At 73.0% G+C, this 21,581-nt stretch carries 21 protein-coding genes and 1 tRNA gene; 17 read left to right on the plus strand and 5 right to left on the minus strand.

From position 1 onward, the window contains the following. On the minus strand, positions 1–304 hold a 304-nt coding region (locus ACI379_RS11135; protein WP_439792158.1), incomplete at its 3' end, for an FmdB family zinc ribbon protein. Positions 305–439: 135 nt separating this feature from the next. Between ACI379_RS11135 and ACI379_RS11140 the strand changes: the two genes are divergently transcribed. Then, positions 440–3,106, plus strand: a complete 2,667-nt coding sequence (locus ACI379_RS11140) for a penicillin acylase family protein (protein WP_439792159.1) — start codon at positions 440–442, stop codon at positions 3,104–3,106. Here ACI379_RS11140 and ACI379_RS11145 read toward each other — a convergent pair. Then, positions 3,103–3,744, minus strand: a complete 642-nt coding sequence (locus tag ACI379_RS11145) for a 5-formyltetrahydrofolate cyclo-ligase (protein WP_439792160.1) — start codon at positions 3,742–3,744, stop codon at positions 3,103–3,105. The two genes, ACI379_RS11140 and ACI379_RS11145, sit on opposite strands and share 4 nt — an antisense overlap. Positions 3,745–3,766: 22 nt before the next feature. Here ACI379_RS11145 and ACI379_RS11150 point away from each other — a divergent pair, with 22 nt between their 5' ends. The 7 genes from ACI379_RS11150 to ACI379_RS11180 all read left to right on the plus strand — a co-directional run bounded on the left by ACI379_RS11150 (position 3,767) and on the right by ACI379_RS11180 (position 9,039). After that, positions 3,767–5,167: a UTP--glucose-1-phosphate uridylyltransferase gene (locus ACI379_RS11150; RefSeq protein WP_439792161.1), complete on the plus strand. Its 1,401-nt coding sequence runs from the start codon at positions 3,767–3,769 to the stop codon at positions 5,165–5,167. After that, the gene (gene glp / locus ACI379_RS11155; protein ID WP_439792162.1) at positions 5,160–6,386 is read left to right on the plus strand and encodes a molybdotransferase-like divisome protein Glp; all 1,227 of its coding nucleotides are present in this window, start codon (positions 5,160–5,162) and stop codon (positions 6,384–6,386) included. Before ACI379_RS11150 ends, glp begins: the two co-directional genes overlap by 8 nt. Further along, positions 6,386–6,859, plus strand: coding sequence for a cyclic pyranopterin monophosphate synthase MoaC (moaC, locus tag ACI379_RS11160; RefSeq protein ID WP_439792163.1), 474 nt, complete (start codon positions 6,386–6,388; stop codon positions 6,857–6,859). Before glp ends, moaC begins: the two co-directional genes overlap by 1 nt. Then, a complete protein-coding gene (locus ACI379_RS11165; protein WP_439792164.1) occupies positions 6,856–7,347 on the plus strand; it encodes a MogA/MoaB family molybdenum cofactor biosynthesis protein in 492 nt (163 codons plus the stop codon). The genes moaC and ACI379_RS11165 overlap by 4 nt, the downstream gene beginning before the upstream one ends. A gap of 41 nt (positions 7,348–7,388) precedes the next feature. Then, entirely contained in the window at positions 7,389–7,934 is a 546-nt protein-coding gene (locus tag ACI379_RS11170; RefSeq protein WP_439792165.1) for a GNAT family N-acetyltransferase, read from the plus strand. Positions 7,935–8,024: 90 nt separating this feature from the next. Beyond that, positions 8,025–8,897: a divisome protein SepX/GlpR gene (sepX, locus tag ACI379_RS11175; RefSeq protein WP_439792166.1), complete on the plus strand. Its 873-nt coding sequence runs from the start codon at positions 8,025–8,027 to the stop codon at positions 8,895–8,897. A 66-nt stretch (positions 8,898–8,963) separates the two neighbouring features. Beyond that, positions 8,964–9,039: transfer RNA gene (locus ACI379_RS11180), tRNA-Ala, on the plus strand. Between the two features lie 163 nt (positions 9,040–9,202). On the opposite strand, the gene ACI379_RS11185 is transcribed toward ACI379_RS11180, so the two are convergent. Then, positions 9,203–10,099, minus strand: a complete 897-nt coding sequence (locus ACI379_RS11185; RefSeq protein WP_439792167.1) for an oxygenase MpaB family protein — start codon at positions 10,097–10,099, stop codon at positions 9,203–9,205. A gap of 47 nt (positions 10,100–10,146) precedes the next feature. Here ACI379_RS11185 and ACI379_RS11190 point away from each other — a divergent pair, with 47 nt between their 5' ends. Genes ACI379_RS11190 through ACI379_RS11200 form a run of 3 tightly spaced genes read left to right on the plus strand, consistent with a single transcriptional unit; the run spans position 10,147 to position 12,414 of the window. Then, positions 10,147–10,908, plus strand: coding sequence for a LamB/YcsF family protein (locus tag ACI379_RS11190; protein ID WP_439792168.1), 762 nt, complete (start codon positions 10,147–10,149; stop codon positions 10,906–10,908). Positions 10,909–10,918: 10 nt separating this feature from the next. Next, positions 10,919–11,539: a 5-oxoprolinase subunit B family protein gene (locus tag ACI379_RS11195; RefSeq protein WP_439792169.1), complete on the plus strand. Its 621-nt coding sequence runs from the start codon at positions 10,919–10,921 to the stop codon at positions 11,537–11,539. Beyond that, positions 11,536–12,414 (plus strand): biotin-dependent carboxyltransferase family protein, encoded by an 879-nt coding sequence (locus tag ACI379_RS11200; protein ID WP_439792170.1) that lies wholly within the window; start codon positions 11,536–11,538, stop codon positions 12,412–12,414. Before ACI379_RS11195 ends, ACI379_RS11200 begins: the two co-directional genes overlap by 4 nt. A 3-nt stretch (positions 12,415–12,417) precedes the next feature. Here ACI379_RS11200 and ACI379_RS11205 read toward each other — a convergent pair whose 3' ends face one another. Continuing rightward, positions 12,418–12,870 (minus strand): YiiD C-terminal domain-containing protein, encoded by a 453-nt coding sequence (locus ACI379_RS11205; protein WP_439792171.1) that lies wholly within the window; start codon positions 12,868–12,870, stop codon positions 12,418–12,420. Positions 12,871–12,888: 18 nt separating this feature from the next. Continuing rightward, positions 12,889–14,532, minus strand: a complete 1,644-nt coding sequence (locus ACI379_RS11210; protein WP_439792172.1) for a dolichyl-phosphate-mannose--protein mannosyltransferase — start codon at positions 14,530–14,532, stop codon at positions 12,889–12,891. A gap of 64 nt (positions 14,533–14,596) precedes the next feature. Here ACI379_RS11210 and rsmI point away from each other — a divergent pair, with 64 nt between their 5' ends. The 6 genes from rsmI to ACI379_RS11240 all read left to right on the plus strand — a co-directional run bounded on the left by rsmI (position 14,597) and on the right by ACI379_RS11240 (position 21,539). Next, positions 14,597–15,442, plus strand: a complete 846-nt coding sequence (rsmI, locus tag ACI379_RS11215; protein ID WP_439792173.1) for a 16S rRNA (cytidine(1402)-2'-O)-methyltransferase — start codon at positions 14,597–14,599, stop codon at positions 15,440–15,442. After that, positions 15,439–16,341, plus strand: a complete 903-nt coding sequence (locus ACI379_RS11220; RefSeq protein ID WP_439792174.1) for a TatD family hydrolase — start codon at positions 15,439–15,441, stop codon at positions 16,339–16,341. The genes rsmI and ACI379_RS11220 overlap by 4 nt, the downstream gene beginning before the upstream one ends. 288 nt (positions 16,342–16,629) lie before the next feature. Then, complete coding sequence (locus tag ACI379_RS11225; protein WP_439792175.1) at positions 16,630–17,754, plus strand: transglycosylase family protein; 1,125 nt, start codon at positions 16,630–16,632, stop codon at positions 17,752–17,754. 58 nt (positions 17,755–17,812) lie between these two features. Beyond that, the gene (gene rsmA, locus ACI379_RS11230; RefSeq protein WP_439792177.1) at positions 17,813–18,676 is read left to right on the plus strand and encodes a 16S rRNA (adenine(1518)-N(6)/adenine(1519)-N(6))-dimethyltransferase RsmA; all 864 of its coding nucleotides are present in this window, start codon (positions 17,813–17,815) and stop codon (positions 18,674–18,676) included. After that, the gene (locus tag ACI379_RS11235; RefSeq protein ID WP_439792178.1) at positions 18,673–19,611 is read left to right on the plus strand and encodes a 4-(cytidine 5'-diphospho)-2-C-methyl-D-erythritol kinase; all 939 of its coding nucleotides are present in this window, start codon (positions 18,673–18,675) and stop codon (positions 19,609–19,611) included. Before rsmA ends, ACI379_RS11235 begins: the two co-directional genes overlap by 4 nt. 104 nt (positions 19,612–19,715) lie before the next feature. Continuing rightward, a complete protein-coding gene (locus ACI379_RS11240) occupies positions 19,716–21,539 on the plus strand; it encodes an ABC-F family ATP-binding cassette domain-containing protein (protein ID WP_439792179.1) in 1,824 nt (607 codons plus the stop codon). The last annotated feature ends 42 nt before the right edge of the window (positions 21,540–21,581 follow it).

Genomic DNA, 21,581 nt, shown 5'->3' on the forward strand with positions numbered 1-21,581 from the left:
AAGAAGTGGCCGAGGACGTGGTGGAGCTGGAGCTGGACGACGAGCTCGACGACGAGCTGGACGAGGAGTCCGACGACGAGGTCGACGAGCTCGTCGAGGTGGTGCTCGACGAGGAGCTGCTGCTCGAGGACCGGTTGTCGGTGCGGTAGAACCCGGAGCCCTTGAAGACCACGCCCACGGCGTTGAAGACCTTGCGGAGCTTGCCCTGGCACTCGGGGCAGACGGTGAGGGCGTCGTCGCTGAAGCTCTGGAACTGCTCGAAAGCGTGACCGCACTCGGTGCAGGCGTACTGGTACGTGGGCATTGGTGGCTCGACCTTCAGGCTGTCGGTTGCTGGCCGCAGGACCACCGAGATGGACCCGCGAGGAGGGAGACCGGCGTGCAACACGCTGGCACTCGACCCGTCCGACTGCCAATGGTACGGCACAATGGCCAACCAATGAGTGAGCGTGTGAGCGACCCCACGGGCAACCCGGCACCGGAGCCCGCCGAGCCCGAGGATGACGGGTGGTCCTGGCGTGAGGTCTTCCGCCTCGCCCCGCGCTGGGTCCGCGTCCCGGTGTACCTCCTCAGCGCCGTCGCCGGGTTCCTCGTGCTCCTCCTGGTCCTCGGGTTCGTGGTCGTGCGGTACCCGCTGCCGCAGGCCGACGGGACCACCGTCCTGGCCGGGCTGGACGCCGAGGTGGAGGTCGTCCGCGACGTCCACGGGATCCCCCAGATCTACGGCGAGACCGACGCCGACCTGATGCGCGCGCAGGGGTACGTGCACGCTCAGGAGCGCTTCTTCCAGATGGACCTGCGCCGCCACGCCACCGCCGGCCGGCTCTCCGAGCTGTTCGGCGAGCGGACGCTGGAGCAGGACAAGATGGTGCGCACGATGGGCTGGCGGCGCATCGCCGAGGAGGAGTGGGGCCTCCTGCGCGTCGACACCAAGGAGGCGCTGACCGCGTACGCCGACGGCGTCAACGCGTACCTCGCCGAGCGGGGCACCGCCGAGATCGCCGCCGAGTACTCGGTGCTGCGACTGACCGGTCTGGGCTACCACCCCGAGGAGTGGACGCCGGTCGACTCCCTCGCCTGGCTCAAGGCGATGGCCTGGGACCTGCGCGGCAACATGGACGACGAGATGGACCGGGTGCTGCTCAGCCTCGACCTCTCCGACGACGAGATCGCCCAGCTGCACCCGGCGTACGACGCGCGTGCGCGCACCCCGATCGTCACCTCCGGGGCGGTCGTGGAGGGGGCCTTCGACCAGGACGCCTCCACGACCGGGAGCATCGAGCGCCCGGTGGCCCACGCGGACGGGCACGTGGCCGCGCAGGTGGCGGCGTACGAGGCGGCGCAGCAGGCCGTCGACGCCGTGGGGCCCCTGATCGGTCACGGCAGCGAGCTCGGCTCCAACTCGTGGGTCGTCTCCGGTGAGCACACCGCCTCCGGGGCGCCGCTGCTGGCCAACGACCCGCACCTGGGCATCAGCCAGCCGGGCGTGTGGATGCAGGTCGGCCTGCACTGCACCGAGCGCAGCGCCGACTGCACCCTGGACACGGCCGGCTTCTCGTTCGCCGGGGTCCCCGGCGTGGTCATCGGCCACAACGCCGACATCGCGTGGGGCTTCACCAACCTGGGCCCCGACGTGACCGACCTCTTCCTCGAGCAGGTCTCCGGCGACGACGCGTGGATCCAGGACGGCCTGGAGCGGCCGCTGACGGTGCGGCGCGAGACGATCAAGGTCCGCGGCGCCGACGACTTCGACCTGCGCATCCGCGAGTCGGCCCACGGCCCCCTGATCAGCGACGTGTCGCGGGAGATGGCCACGGTGGGGGCCAACGCGCCCACCGAGGTGCCCGGCGAGCGCGGCACCGGGTACGCCGTCGCGCTCGCGTGGACGGCCCTCACGCCCTCGCCCACCGCCGACGCGATCCTGCTCATGAACCGTGCCTCCGACTGGGAGGAGTTCCGGGAGGCCGCCGCCTCCTTCGCCGTCCCCGCCCAGAACCTCGTGTACGCCGACCGCGAGGGCCACATCGGGTACCAGGCGCCCGGCCTGGTCCCGATCCGCAAGCCCGGAAACGACGGCAGGATGCCCGCCGAGGGGTGGATCTCGGCCAACGACTGGACCGGCGACCACGTGGACTTCGAGGCTCTGCCCAGCGTCCTGGACCCCGAGGAGGGGTACATCGTCACCGCCAACCAGGCGGTCGTCGACGACTCCTACCCCTTCTTCCTCACCGGCGACTGGGACCACGGCTACCGCTCGCAGCGGATCCGCGACCAGCTGGAGAACCGTGACGGCCTCACGGTCGAGGACATGACCCGGATCCAGACCGACACGACGCACCCGATCGCCGCGCGCCTGGTGCCACTCCTGCTCGAGATCGACCTGCCCGGCGGGTACGAGTCCCAGGGGCAGGACCTGCTGGCCGGCTGGGACCACACCCAGGACCCGGACTCCGCGGCGGCGGCGTACTTCAACCTGGTGTGGCGCGAGGTGCTCTCGGGCACCTTCGACGACGAGCTGCGCCCAGACAGCCGTCCCGACGGGGACAGCCGGTGGGTCCGCGTCGTCGACGACCTCCTCGACGAGCCCTCGGCCTCGTGGTGGGACGACGTGAGCACCGAGGAGGTCGAGACCCGCGACGACGTGCTGCGCAGTGCCCTGCTCGCGGCGCGCGACGACGCGACCACCCTGCTGTCGGTCAACCCGGACGACTGGTCGTGGGGGCAGCTGCACCGCATGGACCTGCGCCACGACGTGTTCGGCGACGTCGCCCCGCTGACGGGGCTGTTCAACTCGTCGGGCTGGCGGGCGGGCGGCGGCAGCGCGACCGTGGACGCCACCGGCTGGGACGCCTCCGTCGGGTTCGGCGTCACCTCCGCGCCGTCGATGCGCATGGTGGTCTCGCTGGAGGACTTCGACGACTCGGTCTGGATCGACCTGACCGGCGTGTCCGGTCATCCCGCGTCGCGGCACTACTCCGACCAGACGAAGCGCTGGGTCTCGGGCGACTACCTGGACTGGACGTTCAGCCGGGAGGCCGTGGACCGTGCGGCGGACGAACGGCTCACCCTGGTCCCGACGGAGTCTCAGGCGCGTACCGGGCGCTAGTCCCGCTCCCGGTCCGGCTCCCCGCTGGGTCGGCCGAGCGCGCGCACCCCGCCCGGCGTGAGGGCGTGGGTCACGCGCCGGTCGTGCGGCTCGGTCGGCACGGGCAGGTCGACCTCGTCGTCGTGCAGCAGCACGGCGACGGGGACACCGGCCGGCACCCGCGCCAGCGCCCGGTCGTACGACCCGCCGCCCCTCCCCAACCGGTCTCCGGTGGCCGAGACGGCCAGGCCGGGGACCAGCACCACGTCGGCCAGCGTCACCGCGTCCACACCCAGCGGTTCGGCGGTCGGCTCGAGCAGGCCGCGGGCGGCCGGCGCCAGCGACGCCGGCCCCTCGTACGGCGCCCAGTCGAGGTCGTTGTCGCTGCGCAGCACCGGCAGCAGGACGCGCGTGCCCGCGGACCGCAGTGCCTCCAGCAGCGGACCGGTGCCGGGCTCGCGCCCCACTGAGACGTACGCGGCCACGACCGCGGCCCGGCGTACGGATTCCCACCCGGCCCCGTGGGCGCCGATCGCCTCGGCGCAGACGGACTCCTCGGCCAGCGGGCGCCGGCGGCGGGCGGCGAGGACCTGGTCGCGCAGCGCGGTCTTGGCGGGCAGCGGACGTCCCGGCAGATGGGGTTCGGGGTGCTCCGTCACGCGAGCAGCCTACGATCGAAGCATGGGTAGCCAAGGCTTGGAACTCGCGCGCGCCAAGATGCGTGCCGCTGGAGTCGACGAGGTCGCCGTCGAGACGTTCGCTCACTACTACCGCCTGCTCGAGCACGGCGAGACCGGGATGATCCCGGAGGCGACGATCGACCCGCTCGACATGCCGGCCCTGGCCGACGTCGAGGTGGACGAGCAGGCGGCCGTCGAGGCGCTGGCGGCGACGGCGGTGATCAAGCTCAACGGCGGTCTGGGCACCTCCATGGGGATGGACCACGCCAAGTCCCTGCTCTGCGTGCGCCGCGGGCTCAGCTTCCTCGACATCAGCGTGCGCCAGGTGCTGCACCTGCGCGAGAAGTACGGCGTCCGCCTGCCGCTGATGTTCATGAACTCGTTCCGCACCTCGGCCGACACCCTCGACGCCGTGGCGCGCTACGACACGCTGGCCGTGGACGGGCTGCCGCTGGAGTTCCTGCAGAACAAGGAGCCCAAGCTGCTGGCCAAGGACCTCACCCCGGCGACGTGGCCCAAGGACCCGGCGCTCGAGTGGTGTCCGCCCGGCCACGGCGACATCTACACCGCGCTGCGTGGCACCGGCCTCCTCGACCGGCTGCTCGAGCTCGGCTACCGGTACGTCTTCGTCTCCAACTCCGACAACCTGGGCGCCGTCCCGGACCCGCGGGTGGCGGGCTGGTTCGCCGCCTCGGGCGCGCCGTTCGCGATCGAGGCGGTGCGCCGTACCCCGTCGGACCGCAAGGGCGGCCACTTCGCGCGCCGCAAGTCCGACGGCCGCATCGTGCTGCGCGAGACGGCGCAGACGCTCGAGGCCGACAAGGTGGCGCTCGCCGACCTCGACCGGCACCGGTTCACCTCGACCAACAACCTGTGGTTCGACGTGCGCGCCATGGTGGACGTGCTCGACCAGCGCGAGGGCATCCTCGGGCTGCCGCTGATCCGCAACGTCAAGCCGGTCGACCCGGCCGACCCCGCCAGCCCCGAGGTGATCCAGATCGAGACCGCGATGGGCGCGGCGATCGAGGTCTTCGAGGGTGCCGCGACGATCGAGGTGGGGCGCGACCGCTTCGTCCCGGTCAAGACCACCAACGACCTGCTCGTGCTGCGCTCGGACATCTACGACCTCGGCACCGACTTCGTCCTGGACCAGGCGGCCGACTCGGTGCCCTACGTCGACCTGGACGGTGACTTCTACAAGCTCGTCGGCGAGTTCGACAAGCGGTTCCCCGACGGGGTGCCGTCGCTGAAGCAGGCCAGCTCGTTGCAGGTCTCGGGCGACGTCGTCTTCGGCCACGGGGTCGCGGTGCGCGGCGACGTGGCGCTGCGCGAGCCCAAGGGACGTCGCGTGGACGCGGGGGCCGTGCTCGAGGGGACCCGCGAGGGGGCTGCCGATGCCTGAGGCCCAGAACCCGGTCCCGGTCGAGGAGCTCCTGGAGCGCGTCCTCGGCACCGTCCAGACGCTGCCGGACTTCCCGCTGCCGCTCATGGACACCCTCGGCCTCGCCCTGGCCGAGGACGTGCACGCCGAGGTGGCGCTGCCCTCCTTCGACAACTCCGCCATGGACGGGTACGCAGTCCGCGCCGCCGACGTCGAGGGAGCCACCGCCGCCGACCCGGTCGAGCTGCCGGTCGTCGGTGAGATCGGGGCCGGGCAGGCCTCGATCCTGGCGCTGTCGCCGGGCACCGCGGTCAAGATCATGACGGGGGCGCCGGTGCCCGCGGGCGCCGACGCGGTGGTTCCGTACGAGGCGACCGACCGCGGCGTGGCCCGCGTCCGCATCTCCGAGGCGACCGCGCCCGGCCGGCACGTGCGACGCGTCGGCGACGACGTCGAGCGGGGGGAGAAGCTGCTCGAGGCGGGCACGGTCGTCGGGCCACGCCAGCTGGGCCTGCTCGCCGCCGTGGGACGCGCGACCGTACGCACCCGCCCCCGTCCGCGCGTGGTGGTGATCAGCACCGGGTCCGAGCTGCGCGACCCCGGCACCCCGCTCGGCGAGGGGGCCATCTACGACGGCAACTCCTTCCTCCTGGCCGCGGCGGCCCGCGAGGCCGGTGCCCTGGCGTACCGGGTGGGGATCGTCCCCGACGACCCGCACTCGTTCCGTGAGGCGCTGGCCGACCAGCTGGTGCGCGCGGACATCGTGGTCACCAGCGGCGGCGTCAGCCAGGGCGACTTCGACGTCGTCAAGGAGGCGCTGCGCGGCGACGAGGGCATGTGGTTCGGACCGGTCGCGATGCAGCCGGGCAAGCCGCAGGGCTTCGGCACCGTCGGCGAGGACCGGGTGCCGATCTTCACGCTTCCGGGCAACCCGGTCTCGGCGTACGTCTCCTTCCAGGTCTTCGTGCTGCCCGCGATCCGCAAGATGATGGGGGTCGGGCCGGCCGTGAGGCCGACGCGCACCGTCACGCTGACCGAGGCGGTCAAGGCCACCGCGGGCCGCCGGCAGTACGTCCGGGCGCGCCACGCCGACGGCCGTGCCACCCCGGTGGGCGGCCACGGCTCGCACCTGCTCGGTGACCTCTCCCAGTCCAACGCCCTGGTCGTGGTGCCCGAGGACGTCACCGCGCTGCCCGCCGGCAGCCGGGTGCAGGCGCTGCTGCTGGACGAGGAGTTCTGATGGCCGACCGGCTGACCCACGTCGACGACGCGGGCGCGGCGCGGATGGTCGACGTCTCCGACAAGGCCGTCACCGCGCGTACGGCCTCGGCGTCGGGGCGCGTCCTGGTCTCCGCGCAGGTCGTCGACCTGCTGCGTGGTGCCGGCGTCCCCAAGGGCGACACCCTGGCCGTGGCCCGCCTGGCCGGGATCATGGGCGCCAAGCAGACCCCCGCGCTGATCCCGCTGTGCCACCCGCTGGCCCTGTCGGGCGTCACCGTCGACCTCGAGGTCGCCGACGACGCCGTCGAGATCCTCGCGACGGTCCGTACGACCGACCGCACGGGCGTCGAGATGGAGGCCCTCACCGCGGTCGCGGTCGCGGCGCTGACCGTCATCGACATGGTCAAGGCGGTCGACAAGGCTGCGGTGATCACCGACGTGCGTGTGGAGACGAAGTCGGGTGGCCGGTCGGGCGAGTGGAGCCGCGCGTGAGCACGGCCGCTCCCCGGATCCCGGCCGCGGTGGTGGTCTCCTCCAACCGGGCGGCCGCCGGCGTGTACGCCGACACCACGGGCCCGCTGATCGTGGAGTGGCTGCAGGCGCACGGGTTCGCCGCGTCCGCGGTCGCGGTCGTGCCGGACGGCGAGCCGGTGGGGGAGGCGATCACGGCTGCCGTGGCCGCCGGCGCCCGGGTGGTGCTCACCACCGGTGGCACCGGGCTCACCCCGACGGACCGTACGCCGGAGGTGACCGCGGCGCTGCTTGACCGTGAGGTGCCGGGGATCGCCGAGGCGGTCCGGGCGGCGGGCGTCGCGGCCGGGGTTCCGCGGGCGATGCTGTCGCGCGGGGTCGCCGGCCAGGTGGGCGAGTGCCTGGTGGTCAACCTGCCGGGCTCGTCGGGCGGTGTGCGCGACGGGCTGTCGGTGCTCGAGCCGGTGCTGCGGCACGCGGTCGAGCAGATGGTGGGGAGCGACCACTGAGCCCGCGTGGGTGGCCGGTCCGGCTGGCCCACGGCGACGTCGTGGTCCGGCCCCTGCGCCGCAGCGACGTGGCCGCGTGGCGCGAGGTGCGTGAGCGCAACGCGGACTGGTTGCGGCCCTGGGACGCGACTGCCCCGCCGCAGGTCTCGGCGAAGCCGATGTCGTACGCCGGGCTGGCGCGCCGGCTGCGGCGCCAGGCGCGGCAGGGGCGCACCCTGCCGTTCGTGATCGAGGTCGACGGCGTCTTCGCGGGTCAGGTGACGGTGAACAACGTCGTGCGCGGCTCGGCCCAGTTCGCCTCGCTCGGCTACTGGATCGACCGCCGGGTCGCCGGGCGCGGCCTGGTGCCGCTGGCGGTCGCCCTGGTCGTCGACCACTGCCTGACCACCGCGCAGCTGCACCGCATCGAGATCTGCATCCGCCCCGAGAACACGAACTCGCTGCGCGTGGTCGAGAAGCTGGGTGTGCGCGAGGTGGGGTTCGCGCCCTTCTTCCTGCACATTGACGGGCGGTGGTGCGACCACCGCATCTACGCGATCACGGCCGAAGAGCTCGGTGACGGGCTGGTGGCGAGGCTGGGGCGCTGACCCCTCGTTCACATCTGTCACACGAGTAGTTGTGCGACACACCCGTTCACATGCGTAGCAACACGCGGGTTCACTCATAGGATTTCACGCGTGCCGGACTTGAGCTCCCTGATCTTCGTCGCCTTGGCTGTCGCCTGGGTCGCCTACCTGGGTCCCAAGCTGCTCAAGCACCACGACGAGGTCGTGCGCAGCCGCTCCGTCGAGCGCTTCTCGCAGTCGATGCGGGTGCTCGCCCGACGCGAGGCCGTGGACAGCCGCAACGCCCGTCTGGTCGTCACCCCGGCTCGTACGTCCGAGCGCGTCGTGGAGACCAAGGCCCGCCCGGCGCGCCACGAGGTCTCCTCCGAGGCAGCTGCTCCGACCGCCGCCTTGGCGCCTGCCGCCCGTCGGGCCGCGGCCCGACGCGCCACGCAGCGTCGTCGCCGGGTCCTCGGCGTGATCCTGCTCGGCAACGCCGTGGTCGCCGGACTCGCCATCGGGCAGGTCATCGCCTGGCCGTGGGTGTTCGCGCCCGTCGCCCTGCTCGTCGCCTGGCTGGTTGCGTGCCGCCTCATGGTGCGCTCCGAGCGGGCAGCCGTACGCCGCCCCGCCTCGAAGGTGGCACCCCGCCCGGTGGCCGTCGACCCGGAGGCCGGCGAGATCGCTCCCGTCGACGATGCGGCGGAGGACGTCGCGGAGATGGCCCAGGTGGTCACGGTCGACCCGGAGACCGGCGAGATCGCCGTCGTCACCGAGGCCGTGGCGGGCCTGTGGGACCCGGTCCCGACCACCCTTCCCACGTACGTCTCCAAGCCCGCCGCGGCCCGCCGTACCGTCCAGACGATCGACCTGGACTCCACTGGGGTCTGGTCCAGCGGTCGCAGCGAGATCGACTCCGCCCTGGCCCGCGAGGCCGAGGTCGCCGAGAAGGCCGGCAAGGCCGCCGCCGAGGAGCGCGCCGAGCGCAAGGTCAGCGGCGCCTGAGTCCCACCCGATTCGATCCGGGCTGGCCCCAGGTGCTATGTTTTTCGACGCGTCCTCGGACGTGGAGGGGCTTTGGCGCAGCTGGTAGCGCGTCTCGTTCGCAATGAGAAGGTCAGGGGTTCGAATCCCCTAAGCTCCACCACCACAGAAGGCCCCCGGCATCAGCCGGGGGCCTTCTGCGTACCCGAACGTGATGCGCGGTGGATCCGTGTCACCGGGTGACTCGAGTCCACCGCAGACCCCGGTGGTTGAGGTCGTCGGGACCAAGCACCGTCTCGACAGGCTCGACGAACGGGGTCGGCGGCTCAGGCCGGCTCGTCTGCCACCGCGTGCCGCACCGGGCACGCCCCGACCCCGGGCACCGGGAACGAGCCGAGCGCGGTCACCTCGTACCCGTCGGGGTAGGACTTGATCTGCGGCAGGTCGGCCAGCTCGACCGGCTTGCGCCGGGCGGGGAAGAGGCGCAGCAGACGTCCGCGGGCGGCGAGCAGCCCGCGCGAGAGAGCCACGACCGGCGCGGGCGGGGCGACGTAACGAAAAGCCTCCAGCAGCGGTGCGTCCATCAATGATCGGCTGAACAGGTCCATCGGCCGGGCCAGCAGCCGCGGCTGGAACGAGACGAGCAGGTCGAGCGTCGCGTCCGCGACCCGGCGGCCGCCGGCGTCGAAGGCGAAGTGCTCGGCCTCGTAGGAGTCCATCAGCTCCTCGAACGCCTCGTACGTCTCCGGGATCTGCTTGATCCCCATGTGCCGCCCCAGGGTGCGGTAGTACTCCACGGAGGCGACGACCTCGCGCCGCGTCAGCGGCCGCTTTCCGTACGCGTCCAGCCAGCGCTTGGGCACGACCACGAACGTGCTGAGAACGTAGGCGAACTCGTGGTCGGGGATGTCGTAGGCGCGGTGCATCTGGTTGATCCGGCGGATCGCGTCGCGTGCCTGCGGGTGGTCGAACCCCAGCCGGGTCGGCGGGTCGAGCAGCAGCGCGGTGTCGTCGTACCTCTTCTGCGTGCGCTCGGTGAACTCGCCGGTGCGGTCCAGCAGGTTGCCGATCCCCGGCACCGCGTACGTACGGAACAGCGCGAACCCGAGCGACTGGCTCATGTCCCACGGGAACTCGTGGGCGACGACGTTGAAGTAGATCTCCACGAAGTCCCGCGTCGGGTCGAGGGAGTCGTTGCGTCGACGCCAGTGGTCCCGCCTCATGCTGGTCAACGTAGGGCACGGGCACCCGCGCGGGCTAGCGTTGTGCCATGTCACGCCCGGTCCTCGACCTCAACGCCGACCTCGGCGAGGACTGCGGCGACGACGAGGCGATGCTCGAGGTGGTCACCTCGGCCAACGTGTCCACCGGCGCGCACGCCGGCACCCCGGACGGGATCGCCCGTACGTTGGCGGCAGCCGCCGCAAGGAGTGTCGTGGTCGGCGCCCACGTCGCGTACCCGGACCGCGAGAACTTCGGCCGCACCGACGTGGACCTCCCGCACGCCCACCTCGTCGATCTCGTCGTCGAGCAGGTGGGTTGGCTCCGGGACGTGGCCGCCAGCGAGGGCACGACGGTGCAGTACGTGAAGCCGCACGGGGCGCTGTACAACCGCATCGTCCGCGACCGTGCCCAGGCCGACGCCGTGGTCGAGGCGATCCTCGCCCTCGACGCGACCCTGGGGCTGCTCTGCCTGCCCGACTCCCAGGCCCACGCGGCCGCCCGTGACGCCGGGCTGGCCACGTTCGACGAGGTCTTCGCGGACCGGTCGTACCAACCCACCGGGGAGCTGACGCCCAGAACGGTCGCCGGGGCGGTCCTCCACGACGGCGACCTCATCGCCGCGCGCGTGCTCCGGATGGCCACCCACGGCGAGGTGGAGGCCGTCGACGGGACCGTGCTGCGGGTGGCTCCGCACAGCGTCTGCGTGCACGGCGACACCCCGGGCGCGGTCGGCATGGCCCGTGCCGTCGCCGCGCGGCTGCGTGCCGCCGGCGTACGCATCGTCAGCCCGTTCCCGGGCGCGCGGTGAACGGGCGCTGGTGAGGTTCCTGCCGGCCGGCGTCGACGGCCTCCTCGTCGAGGTCGGCTCCACCGACCAGGTCCTCGCCCTCCACGCAGGGATCGAGCAGGAGCGGGCCGCCGGGCGGCTGGTCGGCGTGCGTGAGGTGGTGCCGGCCGCGCGGACGGTGCTGCTCCTCCTCGACCCCGACCGTACGACGCCCGACGCCCTCCGAGCCCTCGTGGCCGGCCTGCCGCTCGACGCACCTCCCGCCCGGCAGGCGACGCCGCTCGACGTCCCCGTGCGCTACGACGGGCCCGACCTCGACGACGTGTGCGACCTCCTCGGGATGGGCCGCGAGGAGTTCGTCGCCTGGCACGGCTCGGAGCGGTGGCAGGTCGCCTTCACCGGGTTCGCACCCGGCTTCGGCTACCTCGTACGCCCCGGCCACCGCACCCCGGTGCCGCGCCTGGACGCACCGCGCACCCGCGTGCCGGCCGGTGCGGTCGCGATGGCGGACCTGTTCACCGGCGTCTACCCGCTCGCCACGCCCGGCGGCTGGCGGATCGTCGGCCACACCGAGCTCGTCCTCTTCGACCTCGACGCCGAACCCGCGGCGACGCTGCACCCGGGCCGCACGGTCAGGTTCGTCCCCGCATGAGCGCCGTCGAGGTGACCGCCACCGGTCCGTGGGTCGGGCCCCAGGACCACGGCCGACCCGGGCACGGTGCGCAGGGCATCGGTGCCAGCGGCGCCGCCGACCGTGGCAGCCACGACCTGGCCAACCGGCTCGTCGGCAACGCCCTGTCCGCCGCCACCCTCGAGGTGCTGCTCGGCGGGCTGGGCCTGCGGGCGCTCGGCGACGTGGCGCTCGCGGTCACCGGGGCCGAGGTGTCCCTCACCGTCGACGGGAGTCCCGTACCGCTCAACGCCCTGCTGCGCCTGCGCGCCGGCCAGGAGCTGCGTCTCTCGCTCCCGGTCGCCGGCCTGCGGTCGTACGTGGCGGTGCGCGGCGGCCTCGACCTGGAGCCGGTCCTGGGGTCGCGCTCGGTGGACACGCTCTCCGGACTCGGGCCGGCCGCGCTGGCCGAGGGCGACACCCTGCGGGTCGGCACCGAGCAGCACGACCTCCCGCCGGTCGACCACGCCCCGGTGCCACGGGTGGGGGCGGGGTGCGTCCTGCTGCCGTGCACGCCCGGCCCGCGGGCGGACTGGTTCACCGCGCAGGCGCGCGACCTGCTCACCAGCGCCTGCTGGCACGTCTCCGCGCACAGCGACCGGGTCGGCGTACGCCTCGACGGGCCTGCGCTCGAGCGGGCCGCCACCGACGAGCTGCCCACCGAGCCGATGGTCCTCGGCGCCGTCCAGGTGCCGCCCTCGGGGCCGATCGTCTTCGGCGAGGACCACCCGGTGACCGGCGGCTACCCGGTGCTGGCGGTGGTGGGACGCGCCGGCCTCGACCGGCTGGCCCAGGCGCCTGCCGGGACGGAGGTCCGCTTCGTGCTCACGACCGATGACGCCCGCCGGAGATCCTGAGGCTCAGAAGGTGCGCAGCTGGTACTGACCGGTGGTCCTGGCGACCACGGTGCCCTCGGCGTCGGTGAGGGTGGCCACGAGCGTGAACGACGCCCGGCCGGTCGCGCTCGCCTCCGCGCGTACCCGGGCGACCTCGTCGGGGCTCAGCCCGGCCCGGGCGACCACGTCGCTGGTGGCCGGCCGGAGGAACTCGACCTCCATCTGCTTGACCAGCGGCACCGTGCCCTCGACCTCGAGGGCAAGACCCACCAGGCCGCCGAGCATCTCGCCGGCGCTGAACAGTGACCCTGCGTACGCGGTGCCGAAGTGGTTGCGGTTCGCCGCGTGCGGCAGCAGCACGGCCGAGGACTCGGCGGAGGCCTCGAGCACCTCGATGCCCATGTGGCCCAGGATCGGGATGGTGCTGTGCACCATCGCGGTCGCTCGTGCGGTGTCGTCAGCCCCGGCGTCGCTCATGCGTCGCATCGTGGCAGGTCAGATCCACTTCGTGAACCACATCCGGTCCAGCCACTCGCCGTGGGTGAGGAGCTGGTTGGTCCACACGGGCCAGAACCAGCCGAACGCGAGCGTCGCCGCGGTGGCCACCAGCCCGCCCACGACCACGCCGACCAGACGCCTGCGGCCTGAGGGTCGTGACCCCATCAGGGTGCCCACACCCAGGGCGATCGAGAGCACCAGGAAGGGCAGCGACGCGATCGCGTAGAAGTAGTAGACGGGGCGGTCGTCGTACGCGAACCAGGGCAGCCACGTGGCGGCCAGCCCGACCACGGCGACCCCGTGGCGCCAGTCGCGCCCGAGCACCCACATCGCCAGCGACAGCAGCATCGCCACGCACCCGGTCCACCAGACGACGGGGTTGCCGAGCAGGATCACCTGGCGCAGGCAGTCGGAGCCGGCCGGGGCCTCGCAGCCCTGCGTGCCGGGCTGCACGTCGAGGGTGGTGCTGACCCCCACCGGGCGCCCGATCACCAGCCAGCTGGCGGGCGAGGACTGGTACGGGTGGGTGCTGTCGTTGAGGAACTCGGTGTGGAACGTGTAGACGTCCTGGTGGTAGTACCACAGGGACCGCAGCGACTGGGTGACCTCGCCGAGGCCCTCCGCGTCGGGCTCGGTGGCCGTGGGCCACTGCTCGCCACCCTCGAAGGTCGTGTACTGGGTGTTGCTCAGGGTGCGCTCGTACTCGCCGGCGTGCATCAGCCAGCCCGACCACGACACGACGTAGACCACCAGCGCGACCCCGACGAGCTGCACGAACGCCGGCACCCCGTCCAGGACCACCGAGCGCCACCAGGCGCCGCGGTGGCCGGCGGCGCGACGGGCACCCCAGCTCCACAGCCACACCATCAGCCCGAACGCGGCCAACGCGTACGCGGCCGACCACTTGGTGCCCACGGCCAGCCCGAACGACACGCCGCCCAGAACCAGCCACGGCCGGGCGAGGGCACGTGTGGCGCCCTCGTCGAACCGGGCCCGCAACCACTGCCGGTCGGCGACCACGCAGTGCACGCCGCAGAGCACGAAGAAGGCGATGAAGATGTCGAGCAGGGCCAGGCGCGAGAGCACGAACTGCAGGCCGTCCACGGCCAGCAGCAGCCCCGCGAAGAGGCCCAGCAGGGTCGACCCGGAGACCCGCTTCACGAAGCGGCACATCACCAGCACCATGAGGGCGCCCACGACGGCCGACGCGATCCGCCAGCCGTACGGGTCCATCCCGAACGCCTGCTCGCCCAGCGCGATGAGCCACTTGCCGACGTCGGGGTGGACCGCCATCGACGGGTCGGCGTTCCACTGCGTCATCGTGTCGCCGGACATGATCGCCTCGTCGGCGCCGTCGACGTACGTGCGGATGTAGCCGTTGTTGAGCAGCGACCAGGCGTCCTTGGCGTAGTACGTCTCGTCGAAGGAGAACTCGTGGGGCTGGCCCAGGTGCCAGCGCCGCAGGAAGAACGCGACCGAGGCGATGACCACGGCCCAGGCCCAGCCCCAGAACGGGTCCTCCGAGCGCCCCGGCGCGTCCTCGCGGCCGGCCGCAGGTGGGCCGGTGGGGGAGTCGGGGCCTGCCACCGTCAGGGGTCCCTGCGACGGGTCGGCGCCGGGCTCGTGGGTGGTCAGGGTCACGTCCGGCACTCTAGCGACCCGGCGGTCACCGGACGCCTCGCGCGGCGCCTGACATGATCGGCCCATGGATCGCGAGGCTCACGGTGTGCTGGTGCTGGCGGGCACCCCGATCGGGCAGGCCGACGACGCGCCCCCGCGGCTGGTGGCGGAGCTGACCCGCGCCGACGTCGTCGCCGCGGAGGACACCCGTCGCCTCAAGCGGCTCTGCTCCGACCTCGGCATCACCCTGTCGGGGCGCGTCGTGTCGTACTTCGAGGGCAACGAGCAGGCCCGGACACCGCTGCTGCTGGAGGCGCTGCTGGCCGGCGAGCGGGTCGTGCTGGTGACCGACGCCGGCATGCCCAGCGTCTCCGACCCCGGCTACCGCCTCGTCGCCGCCGCCGTCGAGGAGGACGTGCGGGTCACCGCCGTCCCCGGTCCGAGCGCCGTGCTCACCGCCCTGGCCGTCAGCGGCCTGCCGGTGGACCGGTTCTGCTTCGAGGGGTTCCTGCCCCGCAAGGCCGGCGAGCGCGCGCGCCGCCTCGCCGCGCTGGCCGCCGAGGAGCGGACCATGGTCTTCTTCGAGGCCCCGCACCGTACGGAGGCGGCGCTGCAGGCGATGGCCGAGGCGCTCGGCGGCGACCGTCCCGCGGCCGTGTGCCGCGAGCTGACCAAGACCCACGAGGAGGTCGTGCGCGGCCCCCTGGCCGAGCTGGCCGCGTGGGCGGCCGAGGGCGTACGGGGCGAGGTGACGCTGGTCGTCCAGGGAGCCTCGGGTGGGCCGAGCGTGGCCAGCGACCCCGACAGCCTGCGCGCGGCCGTGGCCCGGCTCGAGGAGGGCGGCACTCCCCGCAAGGAGGCCATCGTGCAGGTCGCGAAGGCGGCCGGGCTGCCCAAGCGCGAGGTGTACCAGGTGGTGCACGTCCAGTGAGCGAGCCGTCCGGCGCCGAGCCGACCCGCAGCCGTGCCGCCACCGAGGAGAGGTCGGGGGCCCGGCGCGACCGGGAGCGCCCGCCCGCCCCCGAACCGCTGCCGCACCCCGTCGTGGACAACCACTGCCACCTCGACATCGCCGACGGCGACTGGCTGGAGACCACCGACGCGATCGCCCGCGCCGCCGCCGTGGGAGTGCCCCGGATCGTGCAGATCGGCTGCGACCTCCCCGGGGCCCGCTGGGCGGTGGAGGCGGCCGCGACCCACGACGCCCTCGTGGCCGGTGTCGCGCTGCACCCCAACGAGGCGCCCCGGCTCGCCGCCAACGGCACCCTGGAGGCAGCGCTGGCCGAGATCGAGGCGCTCGCCGGCGCGCACGACAAGGTGCGCGCGGTGGGGGAGACCGGCCTCGACCGGTTCCGGACCGGCCCGGAGGGGATGGCGGCGCAGGAGGAGTCGTTCCGCCGCCACATCGACCTGGCCAAGCGGCTCGACAAGACCCTGGTCATCCACGACCGCGACGCCCACGACGAGGTGCTGCGGGTGCTGGACGCGGAGGGAGCCCCGGAGCGTTGGGTCATGCACTGCTTCAGCGGGGACTCCGCGTTCGCGCGGGCGTGCCTGGACCGGGGGGCGTACCTCTCGTTCGCCGGCACCGTCACGTTCAAGAACGCCCAGCCGCAGCGGGACGCCCTCGCGCTCGCGCCGCGCGACCGGATCCTGGTGGAGACCGACGCGCCGTACCTGACCCCCACGCCGTACCGCGGACGGCCCAACGCCTCCTACCTGGTGCCGTACACGGTGCGGGCGATGGCGGAGGTCCGCGGGGACGACCTCGGCGCGCTGTGCGCGGCCCTCGACGACACCACCGAGAGGGCGTTCGGCGGCTCCTGGTGAGCCCCGGTGACCTTCGCAGCTCCTGTCGCGGACGTGGCCGGACTCACGCCCGGTGGTAGGCAGATCCGGGCGCCCAGGGGCCCCGAAATCGGTCGTTCGAGTTTGTACGAGGCGTTTCGCCCGTTATCGTCTCGTGATGTCAGCCGGGATTGGGGAAGATTCCGGCGGCACCCGGAGCGTCGCCCGCGGCACTCCGCGAGTCCCCTGCTCGCACCTGTCACCCTGTGGTGACGTGTGCCCGGGGCTGTGTCGTCGCCCATGCCCGGAGAGCACGAAGTTCGGAGCATTGTGCGCTCTCGCATTGCAGCACTCAGCAAGTCCAAGCCGGTCCTGACCGGCGTCGGCGCCACCATCGCCCTCGCCCTGGTCGGGACCACTCTCGGTTACCAGACCCTCTCCAAGGACGTCACCCTCACCCTCGACGGTGAGGCCAGCCAGGTGGTCGCCATGGGCGGCACCGTGGGCGACGTCCTCGCCGACGAGGGCATCGAGATCACCGACCGCGACCTGGTCGCGCCCTCCCTCGACGAGGAGGTCAGCGACGGCTCGCGCATCACCGTGCAGTTCGGACGCCCACTCGAGCTCGAGGTCGACGGGAAGTCCAAGACGTACTGGGTCAACTCCACCGACGTGGCCAGCGCCCTGTCGGAGATCGGCCGCCGCTTCACCGGCGCCGCCCTGTCCACCTCCCGCAGCGCCGCCATCGGCCGCGGCGGGATGAGCCTCGAGGTGGTCACCCCCAAGAAGCTCACGGTCAAGATCGCGGCCGCCAAGTCGCGTACCGAGACGCTCAGCGCCCTCACCGTCGCCGACGTGCTCGCCGAGCTCGACGTCGAGGTCGAGGGGCACGACAAGGTCAAGCCGTCGCTCGACACCGTCGTGAGCGCGGGCGACACGATCGTCTTCACCGACATCCGCAAGGCGTCGAAGTCGGTCGAGGGTGAGGCCGTGCCGCACGCGGTCGTCAAGAAGGACGACGCCTCGATGTTCGAGGGCGAGACCGAGGTCGTGCGCGAGGGCGTCGACGGCCTGCGCGACGTGACCTACCGGGTGACGTTCCGCAACGGCGAGCTGGTCCGCAAGACCGTCGTGACGGCCAAGGTGCTGCGCGAGCCCGTCGCCGAGATCGTGCGCGTGGGCACCAAGGAGCAGCCGAGCGCCAACTACGCCGGTGGCAGCACCGTGTGGGACCGCCTCGCGCAGTGCGAGTCGGGCGGCAACTGGGCCACCAACACCGGCAACGGCTACTACGGCGGCCTGCAGTTCAGCGCCTCCACCTGGGCCGCCGTCGGCGGTACGGGCCTCCCGCACCAGCACAGCCGCGAGGAGCAGATCAAGCGTGGCCAGATCCTGCAGGCACGTGCCGGGTGGGGCCAGTGGCCGCACTGCGCCAGCCAGCTCGGCCTGATCTGACGCAGCCGGCGCGCTCACGACTTCGGGAGTGGGCGAGCCTCGCACTACCCTTGCGCGCATGACGAACACACCGGCCGGTCCGAGACTCCTCGGACCGGCCGACGTGCGTTCGTTGGCCGCCCGGCTGGACCTGCGCCCCACCAAGCAGCGGGGCCAGAACTTCGTGATCGACCCCAACACGGTGCGCCGCATCGTGCGGGAGTCCCAGATCACCGCCGACGACGTCGTGGTCGAGGTGGGCCCGGGACTCGGCTCGCTCACCCTGGCGCTGCTCGAGGTCGCGCGCCGCGTGATCGCCGTCGAGGTTGACCCGGTGCTCGCCGGGCTGCTGCCCGAGACGATCGCGACGTACGCCCCCGAGCAGGCCGAGGCGTTCGAGGTCGTCCTGGGCGACGCGATGCGGATCGAGGAGATCCCCGGGCCGGCGCCCACGGCACTCGTGGCGAACCTGCCGTACAACGTCTCGGTGCCGGTGCTGATCCACATGCTCACGCTGCTGCCGTCGCTCGAGCGCGGCCTGGTGATGGTGCAGGCGGAGGTCGCCGACCGCCTCGCCGCCCGGCCGGGCTCGAAGGTGTACGGCGTGCCGTCGGTCAAGGCGGCCTGGTTCGCCGACGTGCGCCGCGCCGGCGCGATCGGGCGCAACGTCTTCTGGCCGGCGCCCAACGTCGACTCCGGCCTGGTCGCCTGGACCCGGCGCGAGCCGCCGGCGACCACCGCGACCCGCGAGCAGGTCTTCACGCTCGTCGACGCTGCGTTCGCCCAGCGCCGCAAGCAGCTCAAGGCTGCCCTCAAGACGCTGGTCGGCTCCTCCGAGGCGGCCGCGCGCGCCATCGAGGCTGCCGGCGTCGACCCCACCGTGCGCGGGGAGATGCTCACCGTCGAGGAGTTCTCCCGGATCGCGGAGCACGTGGAGTGGTGAGCCCCGCCGGGCCCGGCGCCCACGGCGTACGGGTGGTCGCGCCCGCCAAGATCAACCTCCACCTGGCCGTCGGGGCACCCCGCGAGGACGGGTTCCACCCCCTCGACACCGTCTACCACGCGATCGGGCTGACCGACACGGTCACCGTCACCGCGGCGGCGGAGCCCGGCGTACGGCTCACGCTGGCGGCGCCCGACCACGTCGACGCGGCCGGCGTCCCCCTCGACGGCACCAACATCGTGGCGCGGGCCGCGGAGCTGCTCGGTGCCCGGACGGGCGTGGTCCCGGCCGTGGACGTCCACATCGACAAGACGATCCCGGTCGCGGGCGGGATGGCCGGTGGTTCCGCGGACGCCGGGGCGGCGCTGCTGGCGCTGCACACGCTGTGGACCCGCGACGGCGCCGCGGCGTTGGACGACGCGGCGCTGCACGCGATCGCCGCCGACCTGGGCAGCGACGTCCCGTTCTCGCTCGTGGGCGGCACCGCCCGCGGCCTGGGGCGTGGCGAGATCGTCGAGCCCGTCGTCGACACCGGGACGTACTGGTGGGTCGTGGCGCCGTCGTCGCAGGGCCTGTCGACCCCGGCGGTGTACCGCCACTACGACCTGCTGTTCCCCGACGCGTCGCCGGTCCCGGCGGCCCCCGACGCCCTGCTCGCTGCGCTCCTTGACGGTGACGTACGCCGGGTGGCCGCCGCTCTGCGCAACGACCTGGGAGCGGCCTCCGTCGACCTGCGGCCGTCGCTCGGCGACCTGATCGCCCGCGGCGAGGCCGAGGGCGCCCTGCGGGGCATGGTCAGCGGCTCCGGACCCACCTGCGTGTTCCTGTGTGACTCCGAGGCGGCGGCCGGCGCGGTGGCCGCGGGCCTGCGCGGTGCGGGGCAGCCGGTGGCGCTGGTGGCCAGCGGCCCGGTCCCCGGCGCACGTCTCGCGTAGCCGGACAGGAGCAATGCCGCCCAGCGGCCCGGTGACGGCCCCGGGCGACCGTTGATCCTGTTCGATTACGGCTGCTCACCCGCGACTGCGAGAATCGAGACCTCATGAGCAACCTGATCAACCTCGAGCGCGTCTCGAAGGCCTACGGCGTCCGCCCCCTGCTGTCCGACGTCTCCCTCGGCATCGCGATGGGGGAGCGGGTCGGCATCGTGGGCCGCAACGGTGACGGCAAGTCCACCCTGCTGAAGGTCCTCATGGGCGAGGAGGAGGCCGACTCCGGACGCGTCTCGCGCGCCCGCGGCCTCGAGGTCGGCTACCTGCACCAGGGCGACGAGCTCGACGACACCCACACGGTGCGCGAGGCGGTGCTGGGCGGGCGCTCGGACCACGAGTGGGCAGGCGACTCGACCATGCGTCAGGTCGTCGAGGAGCTGCTGGCCGGGATCGACCTCGACCGCGCCGTCCACGGGCTGTCCGGGGGCGAGCGGCGCCGGTGCGCGCTGTCGGCGCTGCTGCTGGGTCGCCACGACCTGGTGATCCTCGACGAACCCACCAACCACCTCGACGTCGAGGCGGTCGCCTGGCTGGCCCGCCACCTGGTGACGCTGCCGTCGGCGCTGATCGTCGTCACCCACGACCGCTGGTTCCTCGACGAGGTGTGCCAGCAGACGTGGGAGGTCCACGACGGCCAGGTCGACTCCTACGAGGGCGGCTACGCGGCCTTCGTGCTCGCCAAGGCCGAGCGTCAGCGGCAGGCGGCGGCCACCGAGGTGCGCCGCCAGAACCTCGTCCGCAAGGAGCTGGCGTGGCTGCGGCGCGGCGCCCCGGCGCGTACGTCGAAGCCGAAGTTCCGCATCGACGCCGCCAACGCGCTGATCGAGGACGTGCCGCCGCCCCGCGACCGGCTCGAGCTGCAGAAGTTCGCCACCCAGCGCCTCGGCAAGGACGTCATCGACCTCGAGGACGTGGACCTGGCCCGCGGGGAGCGGGTGCTGCTGGACCACGCCACGTGGCGGCTGGGCCCCGGCGACCGGATCGGGATCGTGGGCGTCAACGGCGCGGGCAAGACCTCGCTGCTCAACCTGCTCTCCGGCGCGCTGGCGCCGCAGCACGGCAAGGTGAAGCACGGCCGTACGGTCTCGCTCCAGCACCTCACGCAGGCCATCGACGAGGTCGACCCTGAGGGCCGGGTGCTGCCGACGGTCGAGTCGATCCGCCGCGTGACCAGGACCCTGGACGGCCAGGAGCTGTCGGCGACCTCCATGCTGGAACGGTTCGGCTTCACCGGCGACAAGCTGACCGCGCGCCTGGGCGACCTGTCCGGCGGGGAGCGGCGCCGGTTCCAGCTGCTCAAGCTGCTGCTCACCGAGCCCAACGTGCTGCTGCTCGACGAGCCCACCAACGACCTCGACATCGACACCCTCAACGTCCTGGAGGACTTCCTGGACGGTTGGCCGGGCACGCTGGTCGTGGTCAGCCACGACCGGTACTTCCTGGAGCGCGTGACCGACTCGGTGTGGGCGTTGCTGGGTGACGGGCAGGTGTCGATGCTGCCCCGTGGCGTCGACGAGTACCTGGAGCGCCGTACGGCGATGCTCGCCGCCGCCGAGGCGGCCGAGCGGGCCTCCCAGAGAGCCGCCGAGCGCGCCGCCGTGGCTCCGGCCCCCGCCCCTGCCGGGACGGCGGACGCCCCCGCGAAGGCGCGTGCCGGGTCGGCGGAGGACCGTGCAGCCCGTAAGGTGCTGGCCCGGGTCGAGAAGCAGCTCGAGCGGATCGCGGAGCGCGAGGCGGAGCTCGAGGCCCAGATGGCCGCGAACCTCACCGACTACGAGCTGCTCGCCGCCCTGGGGCAGCAGATGTCGGCGCTGGCCGAGGAGAAGGAGGGCCTCGAGCTGGAGTGGCTCGAGGCCTCCGAGGTCCTCGACTAGCTCGTCACCCGCACGGTCTTGGTGACGGTGCGGGCCAACGTG

It is taken from the genome of Nocardioides sp., from assembly GCF_051876515.1.
Classification (GTDB): Bacteria; Actinomycetota; Actinomycetes; order Propionibacteriales; family Nocardioidaceae; genus Nocardioides.